Genomic DNA, 26,856 nt, shown 5'->3' with positions numbered 1-26,856 from the left:
TAATTTCAAATTTAATATTTTCTTAAAAATGAAATCCGCTCTTTTGTCATTTCAGTTTGGCATGCTATAGCTTCAAAATGACTTTCTCGTCCAAATCCATCTTCATTTGCCATACATAGCTTTTCTTTCTTCTTAACCCAGTTTCTTTGGGATGTTTTTAACTTTTCTTTTTCATTTTTGGAAAGTTTAGATATTTTATTTTTATAAACTGAGTTTAGCTCTTTGTCATTTTCTTTGTATTCAATTAAATAACAATTCAATATATCATTAAAAAAAGTACTATCAGGTTTACAAGTAACAACATCTTTATCTGCATAGGCAGACATGGCCAACCATACTAAATACAATCCAATAAAGAATCTCATTTATAATTCTTATCCAGCCATTTCTTAATCGAAGCAATATCTTTAAATTTAAAGTGCATATAGTCATCAGAAACACCTTCAAGTCCTGAACTATTATCACCCAAAATATCAGTAATCGGTTTCAAGGATATATTGTTTCCGTTTTTAACAATATTATATAAATCAACTTTATATAGCTTTCCACTAGGCTGAGGATAGCAACAATAAGTTTCTGAGTATAAAGTTATCAATACCGGCAACTTGCTTTTTTTTCTATACAAACTAACTGCAACTAATTCAGCACCTTCACCATTCCCTACTCGACCTTTAACTCTATTAAGAAACAATTTCTTGTTTTGTATAATTAAAAAACTTTCAACATATTGATTATCAAGTGCTATCTCACAATTATTTGATATAAATTTAGCATCATTTTTCTTAAAAATACTTAACGCTACCTCTTCATCAACATGACAGTGCTCTTTTGCCGATGCATTCTTATAACAGAATAAAAATATTAAAATAAACAGAAAATGCATACGAAATCTTTTCATAAACATAAGTCTGTATCTCTACAATCTATCCAACCTTCTATTTTCTCACCATTTTTCCTTTTATAAATTATATTAAACCATCTTAAGCTTATATCTTTAATAAAAAACTCATCACCCTGAATAAGATAACCTAATTTCTTAGAATTAACTCCATTTTCTTGATAGATATTTGTTTTATTTAAAATATGCCCTTTTTTTAATTGATTAGCCAACCATTTCTTAAATAAATTAGAATTTACTTCTTCTTTAATTTTTACTATAGAATCATAAGGGTAATTGCTAACAATCTTGTAACCATTTACATTTACCAAGTTCCCTCCGTTCCCAAAAAAATTACTAATTTTTTCATTCTTTTTGCAATTTAAACCATTACAATCATAGACATAAATAAAATTATATTTACCATTTTGATATATATACTTCGGATTTTCTTCATATATATTAGTATAGACATAAGTAGACACAAACAACCTGTTAATTGAACCTATATTTTCAAAAAAGTAAAAGTTTATTTTAGGCACATCACCAAAATAACCAAAAGTATCTACTTTTTTACTTTTACCTTTACAATCAGTTATATAAAAATCTAAATCATATACTTCCTCATTCTTATAATCACTAAAATTCTTCTTCACACTAGTACAATTTTTATCATCTGCACATGAAATTATAGAAACAAAACACAATAAAATAATGAAATATTTCACTTACACTCTCCATATTTATTTATAAATTTATTTGCTATTTTTATTTTTGCCACTCTCCTTTCTGTTGCTTGCTTCATTCCAATATTCACCTTTACTGTAATTTTATTTGTAATTTGCACATCATCTATTTTATCATTATCTAAAGTAGTTATTTTATTAATACGATTTTCATTCCAAAACCATGTAGCACTCTCAATCGCAGCATTAAAATCATATTGTAATAATTCCGGATTATTTTCTATATCTAACCCTGTTTCTTTTGCACATTTTACATAAGTAGAAAAATGAGTTAAATGAATAAGCCCTCTACCTCTATAATTCTTATTTGGATGTTCTGGAACTGAATATAGAAATTGTGCTATAGCTGGATCATTAGATATAAAATTGTCTTCCACATATTTATATCTTTGTTCCAAACTATATTTATCCATCCCATGCCTCTTAAATGCATTCTCAAAATTAGTTTTCATCATATTATACAGTGACTTCCCTGTATAAGATTTTTTTGTATATTTCATGCTTTCGATAAGTGCAATAAAATCCTGTGTTTCAATTTTCCCCTGCGCTAAAATATGTACTAGATCTTTACAAGTATTACTTGAATATTTTTTAAGATAAATAGGTAATAAAAGTAATGCTTTTTGAAAATTAGGTTTAGCTTTAGGAGCTATATCTTTTATAAAATCAAGATCAATATTTAGAGATTTCCCACATTTTTTACATAATACCTTGCCTTGAATTGCTCTATTGATCTCTGGATCATTAGCTGCTGTCGTTCCCTTAGTTACATCAACATCCAAATGTAACTCAGCAGGATTATTTTTTATTCGTGTCGCCATATAAGGCTGAGGTTTCAATGGTTTACCATCAGGTTTATATACGATAAATTCCAGTTTTTGCCCGACCATACTTTGTAGAGCTAACTTCCCATTCGAGATACTATACAACTGCTTTCTACCACTCTCGACAATTAACATTTCTACATTCGTTTTCTCTATAACGTAGTCATTACCATCCCGATCTAAAATCTTGATCATAGAGCTACTTAAAAATTTTGCATATGGTTCATCCAGTTTGATGAGGATCGGCTCCTCATTCCCATTACCAGAATTCATAGAACTTTTTAAGACAAATTGATCACTGGATGTCAGTACTAAAACTTCTATATCCCGATTAGGAGAAGACTTCACCTCTACAATTCCCTGATCATCAGTGAATTTATCTGGTGAGTTTCCTTTTCCTTTCGGTCTGGACTGAACAGGGAAATTCTTCATAATTTTCCCATTACTATCCACTACTTTAAAAAATGTACTTACAATTCCTTTAGCTGACGAAGGCTGTCTACTTTGTTTATATTCCTCTATTGTTTTAGGCAGTTGAACTTTAACTGGATTCTCTGCTGACGACGTAATAGAGGAATCTATGGTTTTGAATACCTTATAATCTTTTTGATTCTGCGGTTTGGCTAATAATTCCACCTTCCTGTGTGGAGATGCCTGAAAAACAAATAAACCATTAGAATCAGCTTTTTGAGTATTGGCTTTAGAGGAACCTTGATATCGAGACTGAACATCCAAGTGACCAAAAGACTGTCCAGATTTATCATAAAATTTGGCTGTAATGGTGACTAAGTTACTCATTGGTCGGCATCCTCTTCCGTATCTCTTTCATCACTTTCTTGTTCATAAAGTGCTTCTTCTAATAGTTCATCAATATTTTCACTATCAGGCAGATCCAGCTTTAAGCGTGGAAGATCTGAATTAAAGATGAGTGCTGTAAAGTCGGTTGTTTGCGGTGTGTAGAAGCGTAGTGAACTCACTTTATTTTCAGAATCAAGTTGATCCATTTTTGTTTTTATGAGGTTGTTACTCTTTCGGTCTAAAATAAAGATTTCTTTTTTTCCTTCAGACTCTATATTCCAGTTATAGCTCACCTGATTGCTAAACAGTGTCTTGGCTGTTGGCAGGCTCAATTTTGGAACCACAATATTCGCCCCACCTTCAAACAGATGCTGTCCCGCCTTCACCTCAAACTTGCCGCCTGTAGTTGGGAAAATCCCTGAACCATTCAGCTTGATTTGTGAGGACCCTGCGGTAAATACAATTTCTTTGGGGCTGATGATTTCAATCCGGTCTTCAGTCGAAATAATTTGAATGCCTTGTTTGGAGAACAAGTCTATGCCATCCGTTTGTGCATGGACTTCAAACTTCCCCTTCGCCGCAACCTGTTTAATACCTGTTTGGGCAGCAAACAAACTGATCCTGTTTTGTGCATGGGCAATCAGGTTTTTTTGTGTACTCAAGTTAATACTCTCGCCCGCAATTTGATTGATCTGACCATCCGCTGAAACATGAATATCTGCATGGCTACTCAAACCAATGCCATCGGGTGAACTCAGTAACAGCAACGCCTTATTGAACTTGGCAATCTTTGCTTCAATCTGTGCAGCGAATTCTTTGAGTTGTGCTAATGATTCAATTTCATCGGTCTGCTGATGTTTGGCCACTTCACTCAGTGCTATCGCATTGCTGAGGTTGTCTTCGAGCTGCTGCTTGGCAGGTTGTGCATCCAGATGTTCACCTTGCGCCTGCTCTTGCTTGTGCGTCGAAAATAATAAACCTTCACCTGCACGCACAGCGCCCCATTGGTCCGTCCGTAGTTCAAATCCTTCGCCACGGTCATCGCTTTCAGCCGTGTCTTTCGGATAACTAAGCTTGCCGAGATTGAGTTGGCTCGCAGCATGGCTACTTTGTAGTTGGGCACTGATCTGCCCCTGAGTATCATCAAATCTCAATTGGTTAAAGCCGCTACCTTGGTATTCTCTGGACTTGATTCCTGCCAGTTTCTTGGTGTCAGGCAGCTTGCCTATATGATCGAATTTAGTCGGACTGCGATGGGCTTCATGAATTCGTCCAACAACAAATGGTCGGTCAATATTGCCATCAAAGAAGTTGATCACCACAATCTCGCCAATGCGTGGCAAGAAGCGTGCCCCATAACCTTCACCAGCCCAAGGCGTCAGCACATCCACCCAGGCAGAGTCGGTATCATTATCATTGGCGCCTGCGCCACCATCATGCTGATGATCCTCTGCACGGGTAAACAGGAAGCGAACTTTAATCCGTCCCCACTCATCCACATGGATCTCTTCACCTTCCGGCCCAACCACTTTTGCCCGCATGGGATGAGCAGCCGGTCTATGCATGAAGGGATGATATTCAGGTACGATTTTGATACTACGGCGCTGCAGGGTCAGTTGATTCGCCTGACGTTCCTGACCATCTTCAATATGCCAGTCACTTTCGGTTAATAACTGGTTGATCTGTTGTTTTAAGTCTTTCGGCAAATTATTCTGGTTATAAAACTGTTTGGCTGTAATCAGAAATTGCTGATCACCGCTTTGGTGCAGATTAATTTCAGGATGTTCTGCAAGCTCAAACCAGTATCCGACATGCGCGTCGCGAACGGTGGTATGGGCGACAAAATGTTTTGATTGCAGATCATGATAGTGCACTCGGTTCTGGGTGAGTTTTTCAATCTGCGCATTGCCCGACTCAGTTGCGCCATCTTCACCGTTGAGATCCTGCATCCATGCCGGGCTGAAATGCCATGCATCTTCGAGTGCAAGGGAAGCTGCATCATGGTCTTGGCTATGCTGATGTTTGGTTTGAACACTGCCCGCACCATCTTCTTGCTCCAGTGCATGAGCTTGCCAACGCTGGATATGTACAGCGGTTGGCTGTAGGCGATGTTGAGCCCTCAGGCTGGTCATGCTGTCATATTGTTCCGTGGCATTGCTGCGATGGTAACGAATTGTTCTTCGGTCTAAAGCTTGGTATTGACCATTGTCATCAATAAGGCGAAGTATTTGTGGCTGGATCGGGCGATTGCTATTCGGAACAGTAAGCGCTGCTTCCTCTATTAAGGTGCTAATTCCTTCCGAACAGAGCAACCGTTGAATAAACTCGCTATCCAGCTCATTCGACTGCATCATAAATGGCCGAATATCGTAGTTTCCTGTGAGCCCGCTCAAATCAAGACTTAAACTGGAAGCAAATAAAGCACTACGTAGCTGCCACTCACGGAACAATATTTCTATAACCTCAACCGCAGACTTATTCATAAATACGCGACTGTTACGGCGTTGTTTCCATAGCGCGGTTGGATCTTCTAAAGTGAGCTTATACAGCGTCAGGCTACCATCCGATTGCCCTTGCAGTGCCTGAGTAATGATCCCTGTGACGCGGGCGAATTGACCTTGATCCGTCACCATATCAACCGCTGCTTGGCTGCCGATAAATCGTTTCAGGGGAATGGCCGCATCCGTGGATAGGCAGATCAGCTCTGCCTTGAATCCAGCATTGAGTTGGTGTTGACCATCAATACGTTGCAGGAATACCTTTGTATTTAAATTCGGATTTGAAAACTGAATATGCAGCGCACGCTTTTGGGTGGTTAGTCCTATTTTTTCTAATAGATACTCAATATTGTTTAATTTCATCCTAATATTTTTTATATGAAACGATTTAATTGTTTATTTTAAATGAGGGAACAGTGTTTTATTTACCACTTTAGATCATATTAAATAGCAGTTTATGCCTTTATTCTATTCAACAGAGATAAATAGGCCCTTCGAGATCATTTTTGATTTTTTAAGCGATCAAGCATATTAAAATTAAAATACATAAAATCTAAAAAACACCTGAAAGTTAGACAATTTCTGTCTAACTTTCAGGTTTGAATTGTATAAAGCGATCTATTTGCTTAAGCAACTGTCTGCGGCTTCATATCCATTTCAGCACGCTTGATGTGGGCTTCTTTTAAAATCCGCTGGTGTAACGGTTTACGAAAGCCAAGCAAGAAGACGAATTCAGCCAGCACAAATAACGGTCCAATGGCTAAACCAATCACATCATCAACAAAAGCAGGCTTTTTCTTTTCAAAATAATGCCCCACGAATTGGAACACCCAGCCCACCACAAAAATACCGATACTGGCCCCTAGCCAGCTCCACATCGATAAAGTCGCAATTTTTACGGCCAAGGGATAAGCCAAGACAAAAAGAATCAACATCAGGCCACCAAACAGCTTATCAAGTGAAATATAGTAAATACTACTGACTACGATAAGCAGCATGGCTAATGTGATTGAAAAGCCAGAAATTTCGATACCTGCACGTGCCGTTAAACACAAAATAGAAAAAACAATCAAAGGAATACCTACAAAATGGGTCACAATATTATTTCGATCCAGATGATAAGCTGCATACTGGCTGAGTAGACGTTCCAGATTTGTCATTTTTCTTTCCTCATATCATTCGTTTATGCTGTTAATCTATAACAAATAGCGTGAGCAAGTTGTCACGTAGCTGACAAATGGATATCTTTTTAAACAAGGAACAATCGTGTTAGACCCGCTTTATATTCAGCATTTAAAACAGAACGCATGGTTTAGCCACTTAGCAGAGCCTTTTCAAAATTTTATTCTTGAACATGGCAAAAAATACACTGTTGAGAAAAATGCGGCTGTTTTTAGCGCACAAGATCGTTTTGATGGGGTCTATGGCGTGCTGGAAGGCTCGATTAGTCTGGGTTATATCGATGTCAATGGTAACGAAGCCATCGCTGCAATTGCTGAACCGATCATGTGGTTTGGCGAAATTTCCCTGATTGACCGGCAACCCCGCTCGCATGACGCGATTGCATTGAAGAAAAGTGTGGTACTGCAAATACCTGCACAGCCACTTCATGATTTCTTGCTACAAAACCCCTATTACTGGTATTACTTTGCCCTGCTCACCAGTCAAAAATTACGCTATGTATTTTTAGAACATATTGCGATTCAAACCCAAAGTATTGGCCAGCGTCTGGCGCAGCGGCTGTTATTCATTTTGGAAGGTTATGGTAACCGTTCATCGATTCAGGACTTTAACATTCAGATCTCACAGGACCAGCTGGCCAATATGCTGACCGTTTCCAGACAAACCATCAATCACGAACTGAATCAGTTTGAAAAGCAAGGTGTGATTCAGTTGGGCTTTAAAAAAATTGTAGTACTCGATTTAGAAGGTCTCAGGAAACTGGCAAAGGTCGGTTATCTAAAAGAGTAAACCTGAACTTTTGTATTTTAAATTGATAAGCACCGCATTTTTTGCAATATGCTTTTAAACTTAAACCTAAATTAAAAGACAAACTCTCACTATAAAATGCTACGCATGCTCTAAAATATTTCACAAAATCAGTCTGCTTTCCTCTCATCAACACGCTTACATTAAGCCTAAGCACTATCGCTTACCCGATGCAGATGACAATCATGAGAAAAATTGCAACGATTCTAACAGCAGGCTTATTTACCGTACTTAGCGCTAGCGCATTTGCCTGCCCGAAAGGAACTCAACTCCAGGGCGGTACAGGACCAAATCACAAAGGTGGTAAATGTGTTGCAACAAGTGTGGTAAAAACCAAGAAAGCAGCAACCAAAACCACTCAAACCGCCAAACATGACATGACGAAAATGAAAGATACGACCAAACATGATGCAATGAAGGCAGCAACAGATACGAAAAAAGTAGCCAGCACCACAGCAAGCAAAGCTAAACAAGAAGCCGCAAAAACAGTCAAAACCTCATAACCGTTTGATGACTTTAACCATAAAAAAGCGAGATCAATGATCTCGCTTTTTTATCTCTATCTGCTTATTTAGGAGAGGTATTCCCTAAAGCCGGATTATCAATCGCATCTTTACATTGTGCTTTATCACGCTCATAGTCTGTCTGCTTTTGGGCAGATACATTGTCTTTATCTTTAACATCACGCGCCCAGGTATCCAGACTGGTCAATGCCTTACGGCACAACGCATATTTCCCTTCAGTCACCGAATCGGTCATTTTGACATTAATCCGCCAATCGGTACTGAGCTGGCGTAATGGCTTTCTGACCTTCTCTTCAATTTCAGCCGTTTGCTTGTTATAAACAATTGGATCAATTTCATTAATCAGTTTCCATGCGGCATTGGCATAGCTGGTTGCATCATTATTCAGTTTTGGCGCTGGCTTGATCTCTACCTTCTGTTTTGGTTCATCGCCTGAGTTACCACAAGCTGCCAATAAAAAGGCACTACACAACAGAATTGCTGTTACACGCGTATTTAGATTCGTCATATCAGATCGCCGATGAAACATAAGGCCATTATGCTAGTCAATTTGGGAATAATTCTCAATCATTGTGACATTTTAATCACGCATAGCACGCGGGCTGATTCAATGCAGAGGCATGGTTTTCTCGCGACCTATTTGCTTTATATTGTGATCAGTCAAATAAACAATACATCAGGAAGCAAAACATTCATGTCGCAAGTTAAAATTTATGCATTACAACAAACCATTGAGCAGTTTAGAAACCAGCTTTCCCATGCCATTCATCAAGCGCTGGTAGATGGGCTGAACTACCCCGTCGAAAAGAAATTTCAGCGTTTTATCAGTCTTGCGACCAGTGATTTTATTTATCCGCAAGATCGCAGTGAAAATTACCTGATTATTGAAATCTCCATGTTTGAAGGCCGCAGCAATGAAGCAAAAAAACGTTTAATCCGGTTACTTTTTACTTATATTCAACATCACTGCGGAATCTCTCCCCACGACGTTGAAATCACCATTTTTGAGACACCCAAAGTGAACTGGGGCATTCGTGGACAACATGCTGATGAATTAAAACTAAATTACCAAGTCAATGTCTAAATCAATCAAAGGGCTGTTTAACCGTTATTTTTGTCTGACAAAAAGCAGGTTTTTTTGTGATATATGGGCTTAATTCCGTAAAAAGTTCTGCTATGCTTAAACACAAATTACTCAGGATAGGATTATTCGCATGAGCGTCACTCTTGGAACTCCACTTCAATCTTCTGCATTTAAGGTTTTACTGTTAGGTTCTGGAGAGCTGGGTAAAGAAGTAGTGATTTCTTTACAACGTCTGGGTGTCGAAGTTCATGCTGCAGACCGTTATGATCATGCGCCTGCCATGCAAGTCGCTCATTATGCTTATACCCTGAATATGGCCGATCCAGCCGAATTAAAACAACTGATTGAAAACATCAAACCGAACCTGATTGTTCCTGAAATTGAAGCGATTGCCACTGAAGTCTTGCTTGAAATTGAACAAAATAAAACGGCTACGGTTATCCCATCGGCTAAAGCGGTCAACCTGACCATGAACCGTGAAGGGATTCGTCGTTTAGCTGCTGAAGAGCTTGGCCTCCCGACTTCGGCTTATCGCTTTGCCAGCACTTTAGAAAGTTTCCGCGCTGCCTGTGACGATATTGGTTATCCAAACTTTGTTAAACCGGTGATGTCATCTTCTGGTAAAGGCCAGTCTCGTGTAAAAAGCTTCGATGAGGTGGATGCCGCTTGGGAGTATGCAATGCAAGGCGGCCGCGTGAATCAGGGTACCGTGATTATTGAATCGCAAATTGATTTCGATTTTGAAATTACCTTACTGACTGTCCGAGCCAAAAATCCGGAAACAGGCGAAGTTGAAACGCATTTCTGTGATCCGATTGGACATCGTCAAGATGCAGGTGATTATGTCGAAAGCTGGCAGCCCCAAGCGATGACGCCTGCTGCGCTACAAGAAGCCAAGCGTATTGCCAATAAAGTCACTGTTGCATTAGGTGGCTGTGGTATTTTCGGGGTTGAGTTATTCATTAAGGGCGATAAAGTCTGGTTCAGTGAAGTTTCCCCTCGTCCACATGACACCGGTTTGGTGACGCTGGCTTCACAATTCCAAAGCGAATTTGAACTGCATGCCCGTGCCATTTTAGGTTTGCCTGTGAACACTGCCCGTCACAGTGTGGCGGCAAGTGCAGTCATCTATGCGGGTGTGGATGCCAAAAATCTCAGCTTTGCTGGCTTGAATCTTGCTTTAGCTAATCCAGATACAGACTTACGCCTATTTGGAAAACCGGAAGGTTTTAAGCGCCGTCGTATGGGTGTTGCCACTGCACGTGCTGAGACCACAGATCTTGCGCGTGAATTGGCCCAACATGCCGCAGACCAAGTGAGCGTACACACTAACTCTTAACCTGAATTGAGTAGACCCATTTTCATGATCAATACATCTCCCTTGTTGAACTACGTCACCAGTCATCATGATATTCAAGCCATTAATCAATGGCGAACGGATGTAGAAAAGCAATTACAGGAGAGTTATGAAAATGGGCAACCCATTCGTGAAGTGATTGGTGCGCGTTCCGACTCGATTGACGAAGCACTGATCTTTCTATGGAATCATGCAGGTTTAAACCAGACTGAATTGGGACTCTTTGCCGTGGGTGGCTATGGCCGTCATGAAATGCTGCCCTATTCAGATACCGATATCATGATTTTGTCTGAGGATGAAATCAGTGAAGAACAAGAAAAACTCATTTCAACCTTTATTTCTTCTTTATGGGATGTCGGTAATTTCAAACCCGGCATTAGCGTTCGGACCATTCAAAACTGTGTCGAACAGGCGATTAATGACCTGACCGTTGCGACCACGCTGATTGAAGCACGTCTCATTACAGGCAATCCGCAACTGGCAAAGTGGCCGCGTCGTATCGTGGCACAGACATGGACGGATCAAACTTTCTATGATGCCAAAATGGCTGAACAGGCCAAACGCTACGCACAACACAACAACACGGAAAGCAATCTGGAACCTGATATTAAAAATGCCCCGGGCGGTATTCGCGATATCAACCAGATCGGCTGGATTGCCAAACGTCATTTCCGTGTCAATCGCATTTATGATCTGGTGCATTTAGGTTTTATTACCGAGTTTGAACTTGGGGTACTTGAAGAAGCAGAAAGCTTTTTATGGGAAATCCGTACCCAGTTACATCGTCTAGCCAAACGTGATGAAAACCGCCTGTTGTTTGAATACCAACGCGATATTGCCGCAAAATTTGGCTATGTGCGTGAAGAAGGTCAACCGGTTAATTTTGCCGTTGAACAGTTTATGAAGCGCTATTACCGTACCGCGCAACAGGTCTCCACCCTGAATGAAATGCTACTGGCCTATTTCAATGAATCGGTGATTACGCCTCGTCTGCCGGATTATGAACGCCACATTATCGACATTAATGAACGCTTTAAAATTGTCGACGGCAAACTTGCGGTTCAGCATCATAAAGTTTTTTCAGAAGAACCGATTGCCATCCTGGAATTATTCTATCTGCTGGCAAATCGTCCTGAAATTACCGGGATTCGTGCCCGTACCCTGCGTCTGCTGGTATTGGCTGCCAAACGGATTGACCAGCGTTTCCGCGATAATCCGGAACATCAGGCCCTGTTCATGTCGATTATCCGTTCACCGCATCTGTATAACACCATGGTGGCAATGAAACGTTACGGTGTGTTGGGCAATTACATTCCCGCATTTGGACAGATCACCGGCTTGATGCAATACGACCTGTTCCATATTTATACGGTCGATGCGCATACCTTATTGTTACTCCGTAATTTAAGCCGCTTCAAAGAACCTGAATTTGCCAAAGAATTTCCGGTGGTCAGTTCCGTGTTCCAGCGTATTGCCCGCCATGACATCGTGTATATGGCTGCGATTTTCCATGATATTGCCAAAGGCCGTGGCGGTGATCACAGTGAACTCGGCGCGATCGATGCCATTGAATTCTGTCGCACGCATGGTTTTACCGAACGTGAATGCAAGCTGGTGGCATGGCTGATCAACAATCACCTGTTGATGTCACTGACGGCTCAGAAAAAAGATATTTCCGATCCGGATGAAGTCAAAGACTTTGCTGAAAAAGTCGGTGATATGGAGCATCTCGATTATCTCTATACCCTGACGGTGGCCGACATTAATGCCACGAATCCTAAACTCTGGAATACATGGCGTGCCTCATTGATGCGTCAGCTGTATACCTATGCACGTGATGTCATCCGTTCGGGCTTGGGTCGTCCAGTCGACTATCAAATGCTGATTGAAGACACCAAATTTGCGGCCAGCGAACTTCTGGTCAATGACTTCTCCCTTGCTGAAGTAGAGAAAGTCTGGCAAGAGCTGGGCGATGAATACTTCGTCAAAGAATCAGCCAATGAAATTGCATGGCATACCCAAGCCATTCTGCAACACGGCGATAATCCCGAACCTTTGGTGTTATTACGTGCGCATCGTAATGCAGCAGATGATGCGGTGCAGATCTTTATTTATACCCGTGATCAGCCCAACCTATTTGCCACAACGGTGGCCGTATTAGACCGTATGAATCTGGATGTTCAGGACGCGCGTATTATTACCGCCTCAACCTCATTCAGCCTGGACACTTATCTGGTACTGGATCGTTTTGGCACCTTGTTGACTGACCCAGAACGTGAACGCAAAGTGAAAGCCGCTCTGGTCGATGCCTTAAGTCATTCCGACCAGTATCCGGGGATCATGCAACGCCGTATCCCACGTCATTTACGTCACTTTGATGTACAAAATACCGTGGATATCGTGCTGAACCCGACCTTACAGCAACATATGGTCGAGATTTCCACACTGGATCAACCCGGACTGCTGGCGCGTATCGGTGGCTTGTTCATGCTGCAAGGCCTGGATATCCATTCGGCCAGAATTGCCACCTTGGGTGAACGTGCAGAAGATATTTTCTTTGTCACCAAGAAAAATGGTGTCTTGCTCAGCGATGAAGAAGTCAAAACTTTTGTGGAAACCCTCAAAGCGGCTTTAGACGAAGCATCAAATCAAATTTGTAATCCATCTTAAATTTTATTGTTTGGTAACTGTTTAAATGAACTCTAGCTTGTCGTTATTGCATCCCTATCCTTTTGAAAAGTTAAACCAACTGTTTAAAGAGATACAACCTGCCAATTTACCGTTGATTCCTCTGTCAATTGGTGAACCGAAACATCCGGCGCCAGAGTTTGTGAAGCAGGCAATTATTGATAATTTTGCCCATTTATCGACCTACCCAAACAGTAAAGGCTTACCAGAGCTGCGCCAAAGTATTGCACAATGGCTCAGCAATCGCTTTAAACTGAACCAGATCAGTGCAGAGGATCATATTCTGCCCGTTTCTGGCACACGCGAAGGGATTTTCTCTTTTGTACAAGCCTTGATTAAGCGTGAAGATGCACCTTACGTGGTGATGCCAAATCCGTTCTATCAGATTTATGAAGGGGCAGCCTTACTGGCAGGTGCAAAGCCTTATTTTATTAATTGCACCGAAGAAAATGGGTACTTAGGTGACTTCGATGCTGTTCCTGCGGAAGTGTGGGAAAAAACAGCATTACTATTTGTATGCACTCCCGGCAATCCAACGGGTACTGTACTGTCAAAAGAACAGTTTAAAAAGCTGATTGCCCTGTCTGATCAATATGATTTTGTGATTGCATCAGATGAATGTTATTCAGAACTCTGGTTTGATCAGGCTCCGGTTGGTCTACTCGAAGTTTGTGCCGAAATGGGCCGTGACGATTATAAAAACTGTATCGTGTTCCATTCACTTTCTAAACGCTCAAACCTGCCGGGCATGCGCTCTGGCTTTGTTGCTGGTGATGCGGCTTTATTAAAACCTTATTTGCAATACCGTACTTATCACGGCGCTGCCATGCCGGTACAAAATCAACTGGCTTCAATTGCAGCTTGGAATGATGAAGCGCACGTTGAAGAAAACCGTCAGCAATACCGTGCCAAATTTGATTTATTCCAGTCAGAACTCGGTCATGTATTGCCATTACAAAAACCGGATGCGGGTTTCTATTACTGGTTAAAAGTGGATAATGATGAAACTTTTGCCAAGATGTTGATGGAAAAAGCGCATATTAAAGTATTGCCGGGTCGTTATCTGTCTCGTGAAACAGAACAAGGCAATCCGGGTGAAGGCCATGTGCGTATGGCACTGGTTGCAGATTTGAGTCAGTGTGAAGAAGTGGTGAAACGCCTCAAAGCCATTCTATAAATAAAAAAATCCCCGAATATTCGGGGATTTTTTTAGCGCTATAAATTAGAAGTCAAAACTTGCACTGAGCATAAAGGTACGCGGTAGACCTGCAACCACATAACCATTATTGGTGTTTGCAGTGCTATTGATATTGTCAGATAAACCTACAGAAGACCAATAGTCTTTATTGAAGACATTATTGACTTTAAAGTTGAACGTCGTTGGGGTTTGTCCAAGCTGGGTTTTATAGTTTGCACCGATATCCAGCGTCGTCCAGTCATTCACTTTTAACTTATTGTCCAGACTTGCATAAGTCGAGCCTGTATAAGTCAATTGTGCATTTAGGGAAATCTCTTGCGGAACTGGCAATGCCCATTCAGCACCTAAATTGGCCTGGAACTTTGGTACGCCAACTTCATTATTGCCATCATATAAGGCAGATCCTGTATTTTTTTGCTTGGCATGTAGCCACGACGCACCGCCTAATACCGTAATCGAATCAGTCAGCTTGCCATAGGTATTTAGTTCGACACCACGGTGTACGTATTCACCTGCATCACTAAATACCCCATCTTGCAAGACACCACGCTGCTTATTAATGTCAAATAAACTGATACTCGCACCTAAACGATCATTTTCGTATTTAGCACCCATTTCTTTTTGCTTGGCAACAAAAGGTTTAAGTGTAGTGGTTGCATCCGCAGTGGTATTACTTAACCCTTTCGCCAATGATTCGATATAGTTTGCATAGACAGAAAATTCTGGCGTCAGTTTATAAGTCACACCTAAAGCAGGCGTCCATTTCGCCTCATTATAGGCTGGATTAATTTTACTTCCATCGGTCTGATAGTTATAAGTTTCTTGCATGATCTTTTGATAACGTGCACCAAGCATCACAATCAGCTTATCATCAAGCGCAGAAATATTATCCCCAATCGCGATACTTCTTAGGCGGGTACGTGTGCCAAGCTTAGGATCATTGACACGCTCTGGATTACCAATCGTCAATTCAGGTGCATTGCTATAATCTGGATGAAGAATATTGGTGGTGTTACTTCCACTCATGGCCCAGCCATTACGGGTATTTTGCTGGAATGCGGAGCCTGATAATACGAGATTATGCTGGATAGAACCTGTCTGTAATTTACCGCGCACACCGATTTCACCGGTATTCACCATATCAACGCGGCCATTGTCAAAGCGTGAATATTTCGCATCACCATTAGAGGCATTGGTTAAAGTCGGATTTGCCAGACGATTTTGTTCTTCGCCATGACGGAAACCATAAGCTGCATAAGCGGTTACTGCATCATTCAAGTCATATTCTGCCCGGTAACTACCGAACACATCTTCTTCGTTGGAATAGGTCCATTTTTGTGCGTAATTACGACTCGCCTTTATTGCAGCAGGTACTTCAGTCAAACCTGCAAGTGAAATATTAGGCCGTGTCGCAGTTAAACGATTATTGCTATAGCCCATATCTCCTGATAAACGCAGGTGATCACCACGGTAATCCAGACCAATTGCAGCCAGACCTAATGAGTTTTTTTCATCATCAACGCTGGTATTGCCACCATGATAAGCGGTGTTTACACGTACACCAAACTCTTGGTTTTCGCCAAAGCGACGCGAGATATCACTGGCAATTTGGCCACCGTTAAAATCCGTACCAACTGTTATACGGTTTAATGGTTCATTACCTGCACGTTTCGGCAATAGATTAATTGCCCCACCAATTCCGCCATTGCCCGGCATCGCCCCATTTAAGAAAGATGAAGCGCCTTTAAGCACTTCGACACGTTCAAATAGTTCGGTTGGAATATACTGGCGTGGCAGAATCGAATACAGACCATTATAAGCCGTATCATCCGAGCCTAAATTAAAACCTCGGATGTAATAGGATTCCTGAAAGTTTCCGAAACCACGCCCAACACGAACGCTTGGATCAGCCTTTAAGACATCCCCTACACTTTTGGCTTGCTTGGACTGAATATAATCATTGGTATAACTGGTTAAGTTGAATGGTGTAGCCAGATTCTTCTGATTACCAAAGATCCCGACCCGACCACCACTGGCAACTTGCCCACCCGCAAAAGGCTCCATTAAACCGTCTGCTGATGCATCCGCACTGGCAGTAATACGAATTGTATTTAATGTCACGCTTGCATCCGCTGTTTGCCCCTGTTGTAGTTCATCTGCAAAAACGGCCGTTGTCCCCATCGAAGCGCATGTCATCATCAATACTAATGGTTTAAGTTTTCTACCCATGATTTATTTCAGCCGGCTTTAAAAAAACCGCATAATAAATGAGAATTAATACGATTTACACTATTTTTTATCTATATGTGCCATTCCATAATTTCATGATTTTTCCGGATTTAAGGCTATTAAAATTAACAGACTGAATTCAATCAATATAAATTCTAATGTCTGATTTTCAGTTCAAAGCGTCCTATGCTTTCAAATTTGCCCAACAAATAAGATGACTGCAATGCCTATCATCAAGCTACCAGAAACCCGACTCACAACTTTTACAGCCTGTGGGCGCGTTGCCAACAATTTATTGGCGGCAATTCCCACCAGCACATAAACCACCGCACAACTCAACAGATGAATCATGCCCAGTAACATAATCTGGGTAGTCGGTGCAAAATTCATTTCCGGATGAATAAACGGTGGCAATAAAGCAAAAAACAACAGCAAGACTTTAGGATTTAATCCACTAATCCCCACGCCTTTTAGTAACCACGAACGTGCCGAATCGAGTGTTTGCGTTTCTTCGTGATCACTGGAAATGGTAGCAGGATGAAGTAATAAATTTGCACCCATCCATAATAAGTAACAGGCACCTAAGATCGTCATCGTGGTTAACAGTATCGGATAATGTTGGAGTAATGCACCGACCCCAGCGGCCACACACAAGATGGCGATAGAATGCCCCAAGATCAGGCCCGTCACGGCATTCAGTACGAATTTACCTTGAATGCCCGCAAGGATAGCATAGGCCCAGTCTGCACCAGGTGTTAGCACAAATAAGATCGAAACACACCAGAATGCAAAAATCACACTAAGTTCCATACGCCAAGCCCTTCCTGCATCGTTAACGCTATTTTTAATCGCCTTCTTTTTCACCATTCGGTGAAGATTGTTGAGAAAGGATATGCTTTAATGGTGAAAATGTTATTCTAAATACTTCTATTTCTTTTAAGCCAACAGGGAGATTCTTCCAAGTGGACCGCATTGATAAGAAAATTATTGCTGAACTACAGGCCAATGGACGATTATCTATCACAGAACTGGCCGAACGAATCGGTTTAAGCCTGTCTCCTTGTCATCGTCGCGTCAAAGCTTTGGAAGAAAGTGGCGTGATCAAAGGCTATCATGCCGATCTTGAAGCCTCAAAAATCGGCCTTAATTTCTCGGCAATTATATTTGTGACCTTAAAAGACGGAGATAAAACCGCCCTATCCAGCTTTGAAGAAAAAGTCATCGACATTCCCAATGTCATTCAGGCACAGCGCTTATTTGGCAATCCGGATTATTTACTGCATGTGGTTGCAAAAGACCTGGCAAGTTTCCAGAAGCTCTATGATGACAGCCTCTCCGCCCTACCCAATGTGCAACGCCTGACCTCAACCATTGTCATGAAAAATGTGGTGTCTAACCGGCTTCTGCCTTTATAAAAAGGCATTATCCTCTTGGGTGAACCTAAAATGTATCAATGTGAATAAACTCACACTATACTTATTAGCCATCAAGACTTGATGACTATGGAAAGATGACTTCTCAAAATCCCAAGAAAATAAAGAAAAAGGGTTGGCTCATTTTAGCAATCGTGGTTGTACTTTTAATTATTGTAATTGTGGTTTGGCAGACTAAAACTGCTCAAAAATCTACAGCGACGAATCAGCAAAAAAATGCCGATACGACTGCACAAAAAGCTGCGCTGACCGTTACGGTGGTATCACCTCAACAGCAAAACTGGAAACAGACATTTACCGCCAATGGCAATATTGCGGCATGGCAAGAAGTAGTCATTGGCAGCGAACTCTCAGGCCAGCGTCTGACTCAGGTCAATGTCAATGTCGGTGATGAGGTACGACGTGGTCAGGTTCTGGCAGAGATTAACAGCGACACCATTCGTGCCGACCTTGCCGCAGCGAAAGCCAGTTATGCCGAAGCACAGGCAGTGCTTGCCGATGCCATGACCAATAATAGACGTATTCAGCAACTCAAAAATACAGGTGCAATCTCGGCTCAGGAAGCCACCCAATATCAAACCTCCCAATCCACTGCGCAAGCCAAGCTGGATGCAGCCAAGGCACAGATTGAAAGTAATCAGTTACGTTTAGCTCAAACCAGAGTGGTCTCGCCTGACAATGGTGTCATTTCGGCACGTACTGCCACGGTCGGTTCTTTGGCACAAACCGGACAGGAACTGTTCCGCCTGATTCGCGACCACCGTCTGGAATGGCGCGCAGAAGTGACCACCTCTGATTTGTATAAGCTCAAACAAGGCATGACAGCGCATATCATTTCACCCGATCCAGCTCAACCTGCCGTGACAGGTAAAGTTAGAATGATCGCACCCGTGATTGATCCACAGACCCGTTATGGACTGGTGTATGTGGATATTCCAACCACGCAGGCTGTACGCATGGGCATGTTTGTTAAAGGTGAATTTGATTTAGGCCAGAAAGCCGCATTAACCGTTCCGCAAACTGCGCTGTTGTTACGTGATGGTTTTTCTTATGTGTTTATTGTCAATGACAACAATCGTGTGACTCAACAGAAAGTCAGTGTGGGACGCCGTCTGGGCGATCGGGTCGAAATTTTAGATTTGGCTCCGAATGTCAAAGTAGTGTCTTCTGGTACAGGTTTCTTAGCAGATGGTGATCTGGTCAGTATTGCCAAAGATATTCCAGACACACCACTCACCAAACAGCTCGTGGCCACACAGGAGAAATGATATGAATTTCTCTGCCTGGTCGATCCGTAACCCTATTCCCGGCATTCTGTTATTTATCATGCTGGGTCTGGCTGGATTATTATGCTTTAAATGGATGAAGATCCAGCAGTTCCCTGATATTGAATTGCCGATGGTCACGGTCACCGCAGCCCTTCCCGGTGCTGCGCCGCCACAACTTGAGACCGAAGTGGCACGTAAAATCGAAAACTCGATTGCCACCCTGCAAGGACTCAGAAACCAGTACACCAATATTCAGGATGGTGTAGTGACGGTCACCGCAGAATTCCAGCTGGAAAAGCCCCTGCAGGAAGCGGTGGATGACGTGCGTAATGCAGTGTCGCAGGTTCGTTCCGATTTACCCGCTGATCTACGCGACCCCATTGTCAGCAAGATTAACCTGTCTGGCTCTCCGATTCTGACTTATACCATCCAGTCGCCAAAAATGGATGAAGAAGCACTGTCATGGTTTGTGGATTACGACATTGCCCGTGCCATGCTTCAGGTCAAAGGGGTTGGTGCAGTGGCACGTGTTGGCGGTGTGACACGTCAGGTTGATGTTGAACTTGATCCTGAAAAACTCTTGGCACTGAATGCAACGGCGACCGATATTACCCGTCAACTGCGTTTAGTCCAGCAAGATGCTTCCGGTGGCCAAACCAAAATTGGGGGCAGTGAACAATCGATTCGGACCATTGCCACGGTCAAGACAGCAGATGAAATTGGTGCAATGGATATTGCCTTAAGTGATGGTCGGCATATTCGTCTGGATCAGGTGGCCACGGTTCGTGACGGGATTGCCGAAAGACGTTCAGCTGCATTGTTAAATGGACAGCCCGTCATTGGTTTTGAAATTACCCGCAGTAAAGGGGCCAGTGAGGTTGATGTTCAAAAAGGTGTCGCTGAAGCACTGGATAAACTGAAAACGGCACATCCGGATATCAAGATCACCGAAGCGTTTAACTTCGTCAATCCTGTGATTGACAATTACGAAGGCTCAATGTCGCTGCTGTATGAAGGCGCTATTCTGGCGATTTTGGTGGTGTGGTTATTCTTACGTGACTGGCGTGCCACGATTATTGCCGCAACTGCCCTGCCATTGTCCATTTTACCTGCCATGATCGGCATGTATTTCTTTGGCTTTACCCTCAATACCGTAACACTACTGGCCATGTCACTGGTGGTGGGGATTCTGGTCGATGATGCGATTGTAGAAATTGAAAATATCATACGGCATCTGCGCATGGGCAAGACCCCCTATGAAGCTGCGATGGAAGCTGCCGATGAAATTGGTCTGGCCGTGATTGCAACCACTTTCACCCTGATTGCCGTATTCCTGCCGACTGCCTTTATGAGTGGTATTGCAGGAAAATTCTTTGTTCAGTTTGGCTGGACTGCAGCATTGGCAATTTTTGCTTCCCTCTTGGTTGCACGTTTGCTTACCCCGATGATGTCTGCCTATATCCTGAAACCGTGGATCGGCAAAGTTGAACAGCAGGACGATACTTCAGATGCCAAAACGGCGGCAGATCAAGGCACAGCCCGTTTAGCCCAAGACCGCGCCAAAGATGGCAAAGTCATGCGTGGTTATATGCGTCTGGTGACCTGGTGTCTCAATCACCGCTGGATCACCTTAGGCGGTGCAATTGCCTTCTTTATTGCCTCGGTCATGCTGATTCCTTTATTACCGACAGGATTTGTGCCGCCACCGGATACCGGGCAAACACAGGTTCGTCTGGAGCTAACCCCCGGTTCTCAATTTGGAGATACGCTTAAAACTGCCGAATATGCACGCAACCTGATTAAAGACCATCCTGAAATCAAAAGTATCTATACCACCATTGGTGGCGGTGCTGCAGGATCAGATCCATTTTCAGGTGGCGCATCGAGTGAACCGCGTAAAGCCACCCTCACAATTCAGACCACCGAACGCTCTGACCGTAGTGCCAGTTTGCAAGACATTGAAGATGAACTGCGCCAACGCCTTGCCCCACTTCCTGGTGCACGTATACAGGTCGGGCTTGCAGGTAACAATAGCCAATACCAGATCGCACTGTCTGGGGATGATCCAGATACACTCATGGCAACCGCACGGAGTCTTGAGCGTGAATTACGAACTGTTCCCAATGTAGGAAGTATCACTTCAAGTGCTGCCCTGATTCGTCCTGAACTGGTGATTCGTCCAGACTTTGCCAAAGCAGCCGATTTAGGCGTCACCACCTATGATATTGCAGAGACTTTGCGTATCGCGACGGCAGGTGATTTCGACCAGAATCTGGCCAAGTTAAACCTGTCGCAACGTCAGGTTCCTGTGGTGATCAAGCTACCGCTATCCGCACGCCAGGATCAGGAATTGATGAAACGCTTAATGGTCAAAGGCAGTCATGGCCCTGTCATGTTAGGTACCATTGCCGATGTCAATATTGAAAGTGGTCCATCGCAGATTGACCGCTTTAACCGCCTACGCAACATCAACTTTACCATCGAGCTGAATAATCAGCCGCTGGGTGATATCGCCGCAAAAGTTGACCAGCTCCCCACCATGAAGAATCTGCCACCGACGGTGAAACGTACCAATATTGGTGATGCCGAAGTCATGCAGGAACTGTTCTCAAGCTTTGGACTGGCCATGTTAACCGGCGTATTGTGTATCTATGTGGTGCTGGTGCTGTTATTCAAAGACTTCCTGCAACCGATTACCATTCTGGTGGCCTTACCTTTGTCGCTTGGCGGTGCATTTGTGATGCTGCTACTGGCGAAAAGCAGTTTTTCGATGCCAAGCCTGATCGGTCTGATTATGCTGATGGGGATCGCCAGCAAGAACTCGATTCTACTGGTGGATTACGCCATTATTGCCAGAGATGAAAAACATTACTCCCGCTTCAATGCCTTGCTGGATGCCTGCCATAAACGGGCACGTCCGATTATCATGACCACGCTGGCCATGGGTGCAGGGATGTTGCCGATTGCCTTAGGCATTGGCACTGATCCGAGTTTCCGTGCACCGATGGCGATTTCGGTGATTGGCGGTTTGATTACCAGTACCTTCTTGTCCTTACTGGTGATTCCGGTGGTGTATACCTTTATTGATGATATTAATCGCAAAATCCACAGTTTCAGGAAAACCCAGCCTCCATCGATTGAACCCTCTCAATAGGTCGGAGTTAAAAAAGACGGTCAAATGATCGTCTTTTTTATGTTCAGGATAATATCAGCGCCAGCATAAAAAAGATAAAACTGCCCCCTGCCAGATAATACAAATAATGCATCTGCTGATTTAACCATGACAGATACATGGTTGCGCTCATCAATTTCACCATCGCCAGATTCCAGATCAGCACCACGCCCACCATCCAGCCACAGACCAGAATATTTTGCATCAGATTGTATTGAGGATAGATCAGGATCACCAACACCGAATAAAACATCAGGTTCTTGGGATTGAGTAGACTTGAACCTAAACCCAGTAAAAAGTGCCTGAACGGTGCTTGTTTTGGTAGTCGAGCATCATGTTCCGGTTCGGCTTTAGTCAATATCTGTGCAGAACGTGCAGCGCGAAAACATTGAACTGCCAGATAAGCAAAATAAAGCACACCCAACCATTTCATGACGACCAGTAGTTCGGTATTGACTTTGCCCAGCAAGAACAGACTGCTATAAATCACCAGCAGAATAATGGCATTCCCCAATGCAATCCCCATACACGTCAAGCGTGCTGCCTTTATTTGGCTTTGCATCAAGGTTTTTAAAATTAAAAAGAAATCAGCCCCAGGCGTCAGCAAAGCAATAAAATGCGTCACAACAATGGTTAAAAATAGCTCCATAGCCTCTCTCCAGATAAAGGAGAGTCAGCTTAAAAAAGCTTAAAGCTTTATTCTTGTATAAAATTGCGAGCACTAAGATTTTTTAGCATATTGTTTTGGGGTTACCCCCGTATATTGTTTAAATACACGATGAAAATGACTTTGGTCCGTAAACTCTAACTCATGTGCCAGCTGGGCCAGATCACAGCCCTGACGCAAACGTAAACGCGCCTGATTGACTTTTTGATTTAATTGGTAAGCATGGGGGGTTAAACCCAAATATTGTTTAAACAGCCGGATCAGTGCATAGCGGCTGATCTGTAATTCATCAGCCAATTGCTGGAGCGATAAATCCTCAATATCACTCGCCAGACACTCAATCAAACAGGGTAAATAGGACTGAAAATAACCTGCCTCCCCAATATTTTCCCAATGAAAATTCGGTATTAACATTTCGGTTAAGGTGTTAATCAAATATTGTTCTTTTTCCAAGCGTGAAATCTGAGGATCAAATAACAGCTGATTTAATGCAGTAAATGCAGTGTAAAGATGGAGGTCATGGAGAATCGTGGGTCTTAATTGCGGCACATAGGAGGTATTTAAATCCAAATGCAGATCCATTTCCTGTTGAAGCTCATCAAGCAGCCCAGCGAACCATGTTGCATCAAGATGCATCATCTGGTAACTCCAAGCCTGTTGCGGTAAAGGATTACAAGCATGCTCTACATGGGCTGGAATAACCACGATGCTACCCGCCTGAATCAACTGTTCGGAAGCAAAAGAACTGGAAAAATGACTCTGCCCCGCATCAACAGCCCCGATTGAAAAGGTAGGATGGCTATGAGATTTATAACAGATCCGGCTTTGACATGCCCTACGTGTTTCAACGTACGGCATGTCAGGATGGCGCCAAAACTCAACGCTTGAGTTCAAAATAACTTATACCTTTAACCGGTATCCCGATCATTTCTGCGCTAAAGCTTTTTCAATATCTGCTTCTAAGGCCTCTGGTTTAGTGGTTGGGGCATAACGCTCCAACACCTCACCATTACGGCCAACCAGAAACTTGGTGAAATTCCATTTGATATTACGACTACCCAAAAGCCCTTTTGCCTCACGGGTTAAATAACGGAAAATCACATGGGCTTCAGGTCCTTTGACATCTACCTTGGCAAACATGGGAAAACTGACACCATAATTACGCTGGCAAAAGGTCCCGATTTCTTTATTGGTCCCCGGGTCCTGTCCTCCAAACTGATTGCAAGGAAATCCTAATACTTCAAGTCCCTGAGATTTATATTTTTCATAAAGTTTTTCTAATCCGGCAAACTGCGGGGTAAAGCCACACTTACTTGCAGTATTTACAATCAGCATGACCTTGCCTTTATAATCAGCGAGCGCTTTTGTTTCTCCCTCTAACAACTCAGCTTCAAACTGATAAATGTTACTCATGGATAAGTTTCCTCGTCATTCTTCTCATCTGTTTTAAGTTGTAATGATGCCGAATTCACGCAATAACGCAGTCCTGTCGGCTGTGGGCCATCCTCAAACACATGGCCCAAATGTGCATCGCAATCATGGCAGACAATTTCTGTTCTGACCATACCATGCGATAAATCTTCATGTTCTTCTATTGCAACACTATCAATCGGCTTAAAGAAGCTTGGCCAGCCACAGCCGCTATCGTATTTTGTATCGGAAGAAAACAATTCCGCACCACAACAACGGCACACATAGGTACCATGTTGCTTGTTATTCCAATATTGTCCTGTAAATGCCGGTTCAGTGCCTTTTTGACGGGTGATGCGATATTCTTCTGCGGATAACTCTCTTTGCCATTCTCGGTCTGTTTTATTCACTTTTCCCATAACCTGCACCTTTTATTCTGATGTTAAAAATATCTTGATGATCAGATTTTATATTTACGCCATTCGCAAAAAAAACTCTAGTCTCAGATCGTATAATTTGTTGAAGTTTAAGCATCCAAACCTAGAAATAGCAAAAAGAAAGCAATTTAAATATTCAAAGTAAGCAAATTTTAACAATATTGTCTTTTGCGTGAGCAAATATAGTGATATTCTTGTTTCGCACGGTTGTATAGGACAAGAAATGTCTCAGAAGAAAAGTGTGGTGTTCCAGAACTTATTACCAACCATCAGACAATATCAACAATCGGGTTTTACCCATGAAAAGATTGTTGAATTGCTGAGAGATCAGCATGATCTCAATCTGGTCACAGTGGAAACCTTTAAAAGTTATTTATACCGATATGCAAAAGTGAATCCTGCTATGTCTAAAAGTACAGTTGTTCCCCAGTCTCATCCATCAAGCCGAGAAATTAAAAAATCATCTAAGCTTGAGCATGTTTGTTATGACATCCGTGGACCTGTACTACGAGCCGCCAATGAAATGGAGGAGCAAGGACACAAGATTATCAAACTGAATATCGGTAATCCTGCCCCGTTTGGCTTTGAAGCCCCTCAAGAAATTATTAATGATGTCGCGTTAAACCTGCCGAATGCGATTGGCTACACCGATTCAAAGGGGATCTTCCCTGCACGTAAAGCCATCTGCCAGTACTACCAGCAGAAAGGCATCTTCGATATGCATGTGAATGATGTCTATGTTGGCAACGGCGTGTCCGAACTGATCGTGATGGCCATGCAAGGTCTGCTGGATGATGGCGATGAAATGCTGGTACCGATGCCCGACTATCCATTATGGACGGCAGCGGTAAATCTGTCTGGCGGTACCGCAGTTCATTATAAATGTGATTCGGAGAACTACTGGTATCCAGATATCGCGGATATGGAAAGCAAAATCACGCCGAATACTCGTGGTATCGTGATTATCAACCCGAACAACCCGACCGGTTCAGTTTATCCACGCCATGTATTAGAGCAAATTGTGGCATTGGCGAAAAAGCACGACCTGATTTTATTTGCTGACGAAATCTACGACAAAATCGTGTATGACGGCATTGAACATGTCGCTGTCGCAGCATTGGCGGGCGAGCAGTTGTGTATCTCATTCAATGGCTTGTCCAAAGCTTACCGGATTGCCGGTTATCGCGCGGGCTGGATGGCAATTACAGGCAATAAAGCACGTGCTGCAGACTATATCGAAGGTCTGGATATGCTGGCTTCAATGCGCTTATGTGCCAACCACCAAGCACAATATGCAATTCAAACAGCCTTAGGCGGTTATCAGTCGATTAATGACTTGATTCGCCCGGGTGGACGTTTATATGAGCAGCGTAATATTGCCTGGGAAATGCTGAATGAAATTCCCGGCCTCAGCTGTGTGAAGCCTGATGGCGCAATGTACTGCTTCCCTAAACTTGATCCAGCGGTTTATCCAGTTGAAGATGACGAGAAACTGATGCTGGATCTGTTAAAAGCTGAAAAAGTATTATTGGTACAAGGCACCGGCTTTAACTGGCCAACGCCAGATCATTTCCGTGTGGTGTTCCTGCCAGCTGAAAATGAGCTGCGCGAAGCGATCAATCGCCTCGGTCGCTTCCTGGCAAAAATGCGTTAATAA

At 42.7% G+C, this 26,856-nt stretch carries 23 protein-coding genes; 10 read left to right on the top strand and 13 right to left on the bottom strand.

Annotated features, from left to right (window positions below; translation table 11 throughout):
* Positions 1 to 11: 11 nt before the first annotated feature.
* The 6 genes from JO943_RS00220 to JO943_RS00195 all read right to left on the bottom strand — a co-directional run bounded on the left by JO943_RS00220 (position 12) and on the right by JO943_RS00195 (position 6,903).
* Positions 12 to 326: a lysozyme inhibitor LprI family protein gene (locus JO943_RS00220; protein ID WP_227614378.1), complete on the bottom strand. Its 315-nt coding sequence runs from the start codon at positions 324 to 326 to the stop codon at positions 12 to 14.
* Positions 327 to 361: 35 nt separating this feature from the next.
* On the bottom strand, positions 362 to 898 hold the full coding sequence (locus JO943_RS00215; RefSeq protein WP_227614376.1) for a hypothetical protein: 537 nt from the start codon (positions 896 to 898) through the stop codon (positions 362 to 364).
* On the bottom strand, positions 895 to 1,605 hold the full coding sequence (locus JO943_RS00210) for a hypothetical protein (protein ID WP_202739647.1): 711 nt from the start codon (positions 1,603 to 1,605) through the stop codon (positions 895 to 897). The genes JO943_RS00215 and JO943_RS00210 overlap by 4 nt, the downstream gene beginning before the upstream one ends.
* Positions 1,602 to 3,245, bottom strand: a complete 1,644-nt coding sequence (locus tag JO943_RS00205) for a glycoside hydrolase family 19 protein (RefSeq protein WP_202739646.1) — start codon at positions 3,243 to 3,245, stop codon at positions 1,602 to 1,604. Before JO943_RS00205 ends, JO943_RS00210 begins: the two co-directional genes overlap by 4 nt.
* On the bottom strand, positions 3,242 to 6,106 hold the full coding sequence (locus JO943_RS00200) for a type VI secretion system Vgr family protein (protein WP_202739645.1): 2,865 nt from the start codon (positions 6,104 to 6,106) through the stop codon (positions 3,242 to 3,244). The genes JO943_RS00205 and JO943_RS00200 overlap by 4 nt, the downstream gene beginning before the upstream one ends.
* Positions 6,107 to 6,369: 263 nt before the next feature.
* The gene (locus JO943_RS00195; protein WP_202739644.1) at positions 6,370 to 6,903 is read right to left on the bottom strand and encodes a DUF962 domain-containing protein; all 534 of its coding nucleotides are present in this window, start codon (positions 6,901 to 6,903) and stop codon (positions 6,370 to 6,372) included.
* Positions 6,904 to 7,009: 106 nt separating this feature from the next.
* On the opposite strand from JO943_RS00195, the gene JO943_RS00190 reads away from it, so the two are divergent.
* Positions 7,010 to 7,714: a Crp/Fnr family transcriptional regulator gene (locus tag JO943_RS00190; protein WP_202739643.1), complete on the top strand. Its 705-nt coding sequence runs from the start codon at positions 7,010 to 7,012 to the stop codon at positions 7,712 to 7,714.
* Between the two features lie 203 nt (positions 7,715 to 7,917).
* Positions 7,918 to 8,235 carry a hypothetical protein gene (locus JO943_RS00185; RefSeq protein WP_032869199.1) on the top strand — a complete coding sequence of 106 codons (318 nt, stop codon included), beginning with the start codon at positions 7,918 to 7,920 and terminating at the stop codon, positions 8,233 to 8,235.
* A gap of 64 nt (positions 8,236 to 8,299) precedes the next feature.
* Here JO943_RS00185 and JO943_RS00180 read toward each other — a convergent pair whose 3' ends face one another.
* Complete coding sequence (locus tag JO943_RS00180; protein ID WP_202739642.1) at positions 8,300 to 8,764, bottom strand: hypothetical protein; 465 nt, start codon at positions 8,762 to 8,764, stop codon at positions 8,300 to 8,302.
* Positions 8,765 to 8,950: 186 nt separating this feature from the next.
* Between JO943_RS00180 and JO943_RS00175 the strand changes: the two genes are divergently transcribed.
* The 4 genes from JO943_RS00175 to dapC all read left to right on the top strand — a co-directional run bounded on the left by JO943_RS00175 (position 8,951) and on the right by dapC (position 14,562).
* Positions 8,951 to 9,340 carry a tautomerase family protein gene (locus tag JO943_RS00175; protein ID WP_202739641.1) on the top strand — a complete coding sequence of 130 codons (390 nt, stop codon included), beginning with the start codon at positions 8,951 to 8,953 and terminating at the stop codon, positions 9,338 to 9,340.
* 121 nt (positions 9,341 to 9,461) lie between these two features.
* Complete coding sequence (gene purT / locus JO943_RS00170) at positions 9,462 to 10,679, top strand: formate-dependent phosphoribosylglycinamide formyltransferase (protein WP_171070947.1); 1,218 nt, start codon at positions 9,462 to 9,464, stop codon at positions 10,677 to 10,679.
* A gap of 24 nt (positions 10,680 to 10,703) precedes the next feature.
* Positions 10,704 to 13,367, top strand: coding sequence for a [protein-PII] uridylyltransferase (gene glnD / locus JO943_RS00165; protein ID WP_005229869.1), 2,664 nt, complete (start codon positions 10,704 to 10,706; stop codon positions 13,365 to 13,367).
* Positions 13,368 to 13,392: 25 nt separating this feature from the next.
* Positions 13,393 to 14,562 (top strand): succinyldiaminopimelate transaminase, encoded by a 1,170-nt coding sequence (gene dapC, locus JO943_RS00160; RefSeq protein WP_202739640.1) that lies wholly within the window; start codon positions 13,393 to 13,395, stop codon positions 14,560 to 14,562.
* A gap of 45 nt (positions 14,563 to 14,607) precedes the next feature.
* Here dapC and JO943_RS00155 read toward each other — a convergent pair whose 3' ends face one another.
* Positions 14,608 to 16,812 carry a TonB-dependent receptor gene (locus JO943_RS00155; RefSeq protein WP_202739639.1) on the bottom strand — a complete coding sequence of 735 codons (2,205 nt, stop codon included), beginning with the start codon at positions 16,810 to 16,812 and terminating at the stop codon, positions 14,608 to 14,610.
* Positions 16,813 to 17,004: 192 nt separating this feature from the next.
* Positions 17,005 to 17,622, bottom strand: a complete 618-nt coding sequence (locus JO943_RS00150; protein ID WP_150953587.1) for a LysE family translocator — start codon at positions 17,620 to 17,622, stop codon at positions 17,005 to 17,007.
* Positions 17,623 to 17,774: 152 nt separating this feature from the next.
* Here JO943_RS00150 and JO943_RS00145 point away from each other — a divergent pair, with 152 nt between their 5' ends.
* The 3 genes from JO943_RS00145 (at position 17,775) to JO943_RS00135 (ending at position 22,667) form a co-directional block, all read left to right on the top strand.
* A complete protein-coding gene (locus JO943_RS00145) occupies positions 17,775 to 18,227 on the top strand; it encodes an Lrp/AsnC family transcriptional regulator (RefSeq protein WP_005229861.1) in 453 nt (150 codons plus the stop codon).
* A gap of 95 nt (positions 18,228 to 18,322) precedes the next feature.
* Positions 18,323 to 19,513 (top strand): efflux RND transporter periplasmic adaptor subunit, encoded by a 1,191-nt coding sequence (locus JO943_RS00140; protein ID WP_202739638.1) that lies wholly within the window; start codon positions 18,323 to 18,325, stop codon positions 19,511 to 19,513.
* 1 nt (position 19,514) lies between these two features.
* Positions 19,515 to 22,667, top strand: coding sequence for an efflux RND transporter permease subunit (locus JO943_RS00135; RefSeq protein ID WP_202739637.1), 3,153 nt, complete (start codon positions 19,515 to 19,517; stop codon positions 22,665 to 22,667).
* Between the two features lie 43 nt (positions 22,668 to 22,710).
* Here JO943_RS00135 and JO943_RS00130 read toward each other — a convergent pair whose 3' ends face one another.
* The 4 genes from JO943_RS00130 to msrB all read right to left on the bottom strand — a co-directional run bounded on the left by JO943_RS00130 (position 22,711) and on the right by msrB (position 25,181).
* On the bottom strand, positions 22,711 to 23,334 hold the full coding sequence (locus JO943_RS00130; RefSeq protein WP_202739636.1) for a LysE family translocator: 624 nt from the start codon (positions 23,332 to 23,334) through the stop codon (positions 22,711 to 22,713).
* Between the two features lie 72 nt (positions 23,335 to 23,406).
* Positions 23,407 to 24,210 carry a helix-turn-helix transcriptional regulator gene (locus JO943_RS00125; RefSeq protein ID WP_202739635.1) on the bottom strand — a complete coding sequence of 268 codons (804 nt, stop codon included), beginning with the start codon at positions 24,208 to 24,210 and terminating at the stop codon, positions 23,407 to 23,409.
* Positions 24,211 to 24,276: 66 nt separating this feature from the next.
* Complete coding sequence (locus tag JO943_RS00120) at positions 24,277 to 24,765, bottom strand: glutathione peroxidase (protein WP_005229853.1); 489 nt, start codon at positions 24,763 to 24,765, stop codon at positions 24,277 to 24,279.
* On the bottom strand, positions 24,762 to 25,181 hold the full coding sequence (gene msrB, locus JO943_RS00115; RefSeq protein ID WP_004771736.1) for a peptide-methionine (R)-S-oxide reductase MsrB: 420 nt from the start codon (positions 25,179 to 25,181) through the stop codon (positions 24,762 to 24,764). Before msrB ends, JO943_RS00120 begins: the two co-directional genes overlap by 4 nt.
* A 241-nt stretch (positions 25,182 to 25,422) precedes the next feature.
* Here msrB and JO943_RS00110 point away from each other — a divergent pair, with 241 nt between their 5' ends.
* Positions 25,423 to 26,853 (top strand): pyridoxal phosphate-dependent aminotransferase, encoded by a 1,431-nt coding sequence (locus JO943_RS00110; RefSeq protein WP_032872062.1) that lies wholly within the window; start codon positions 25,423 to 25,425, stop codon positions 26,851 to 26,853.
* Positions 26,854 to 26,856 lie beyond the last annotated feature (3 nt).

Source organism: Acinetobacter sp. 'aerobic (ED)' (assembly GCF_904886855.1).
GTDB classification, from domain to species: Bacteria; Pseudomonadota; Gammaproteobacteria; order Pseudomonadales; family Moraxellaceae; genus Acinetobacter; species Acinetobacter courvalinii.
This window is presented reverse-complemented; position numbering and strand designations above follow the sequence as displayed.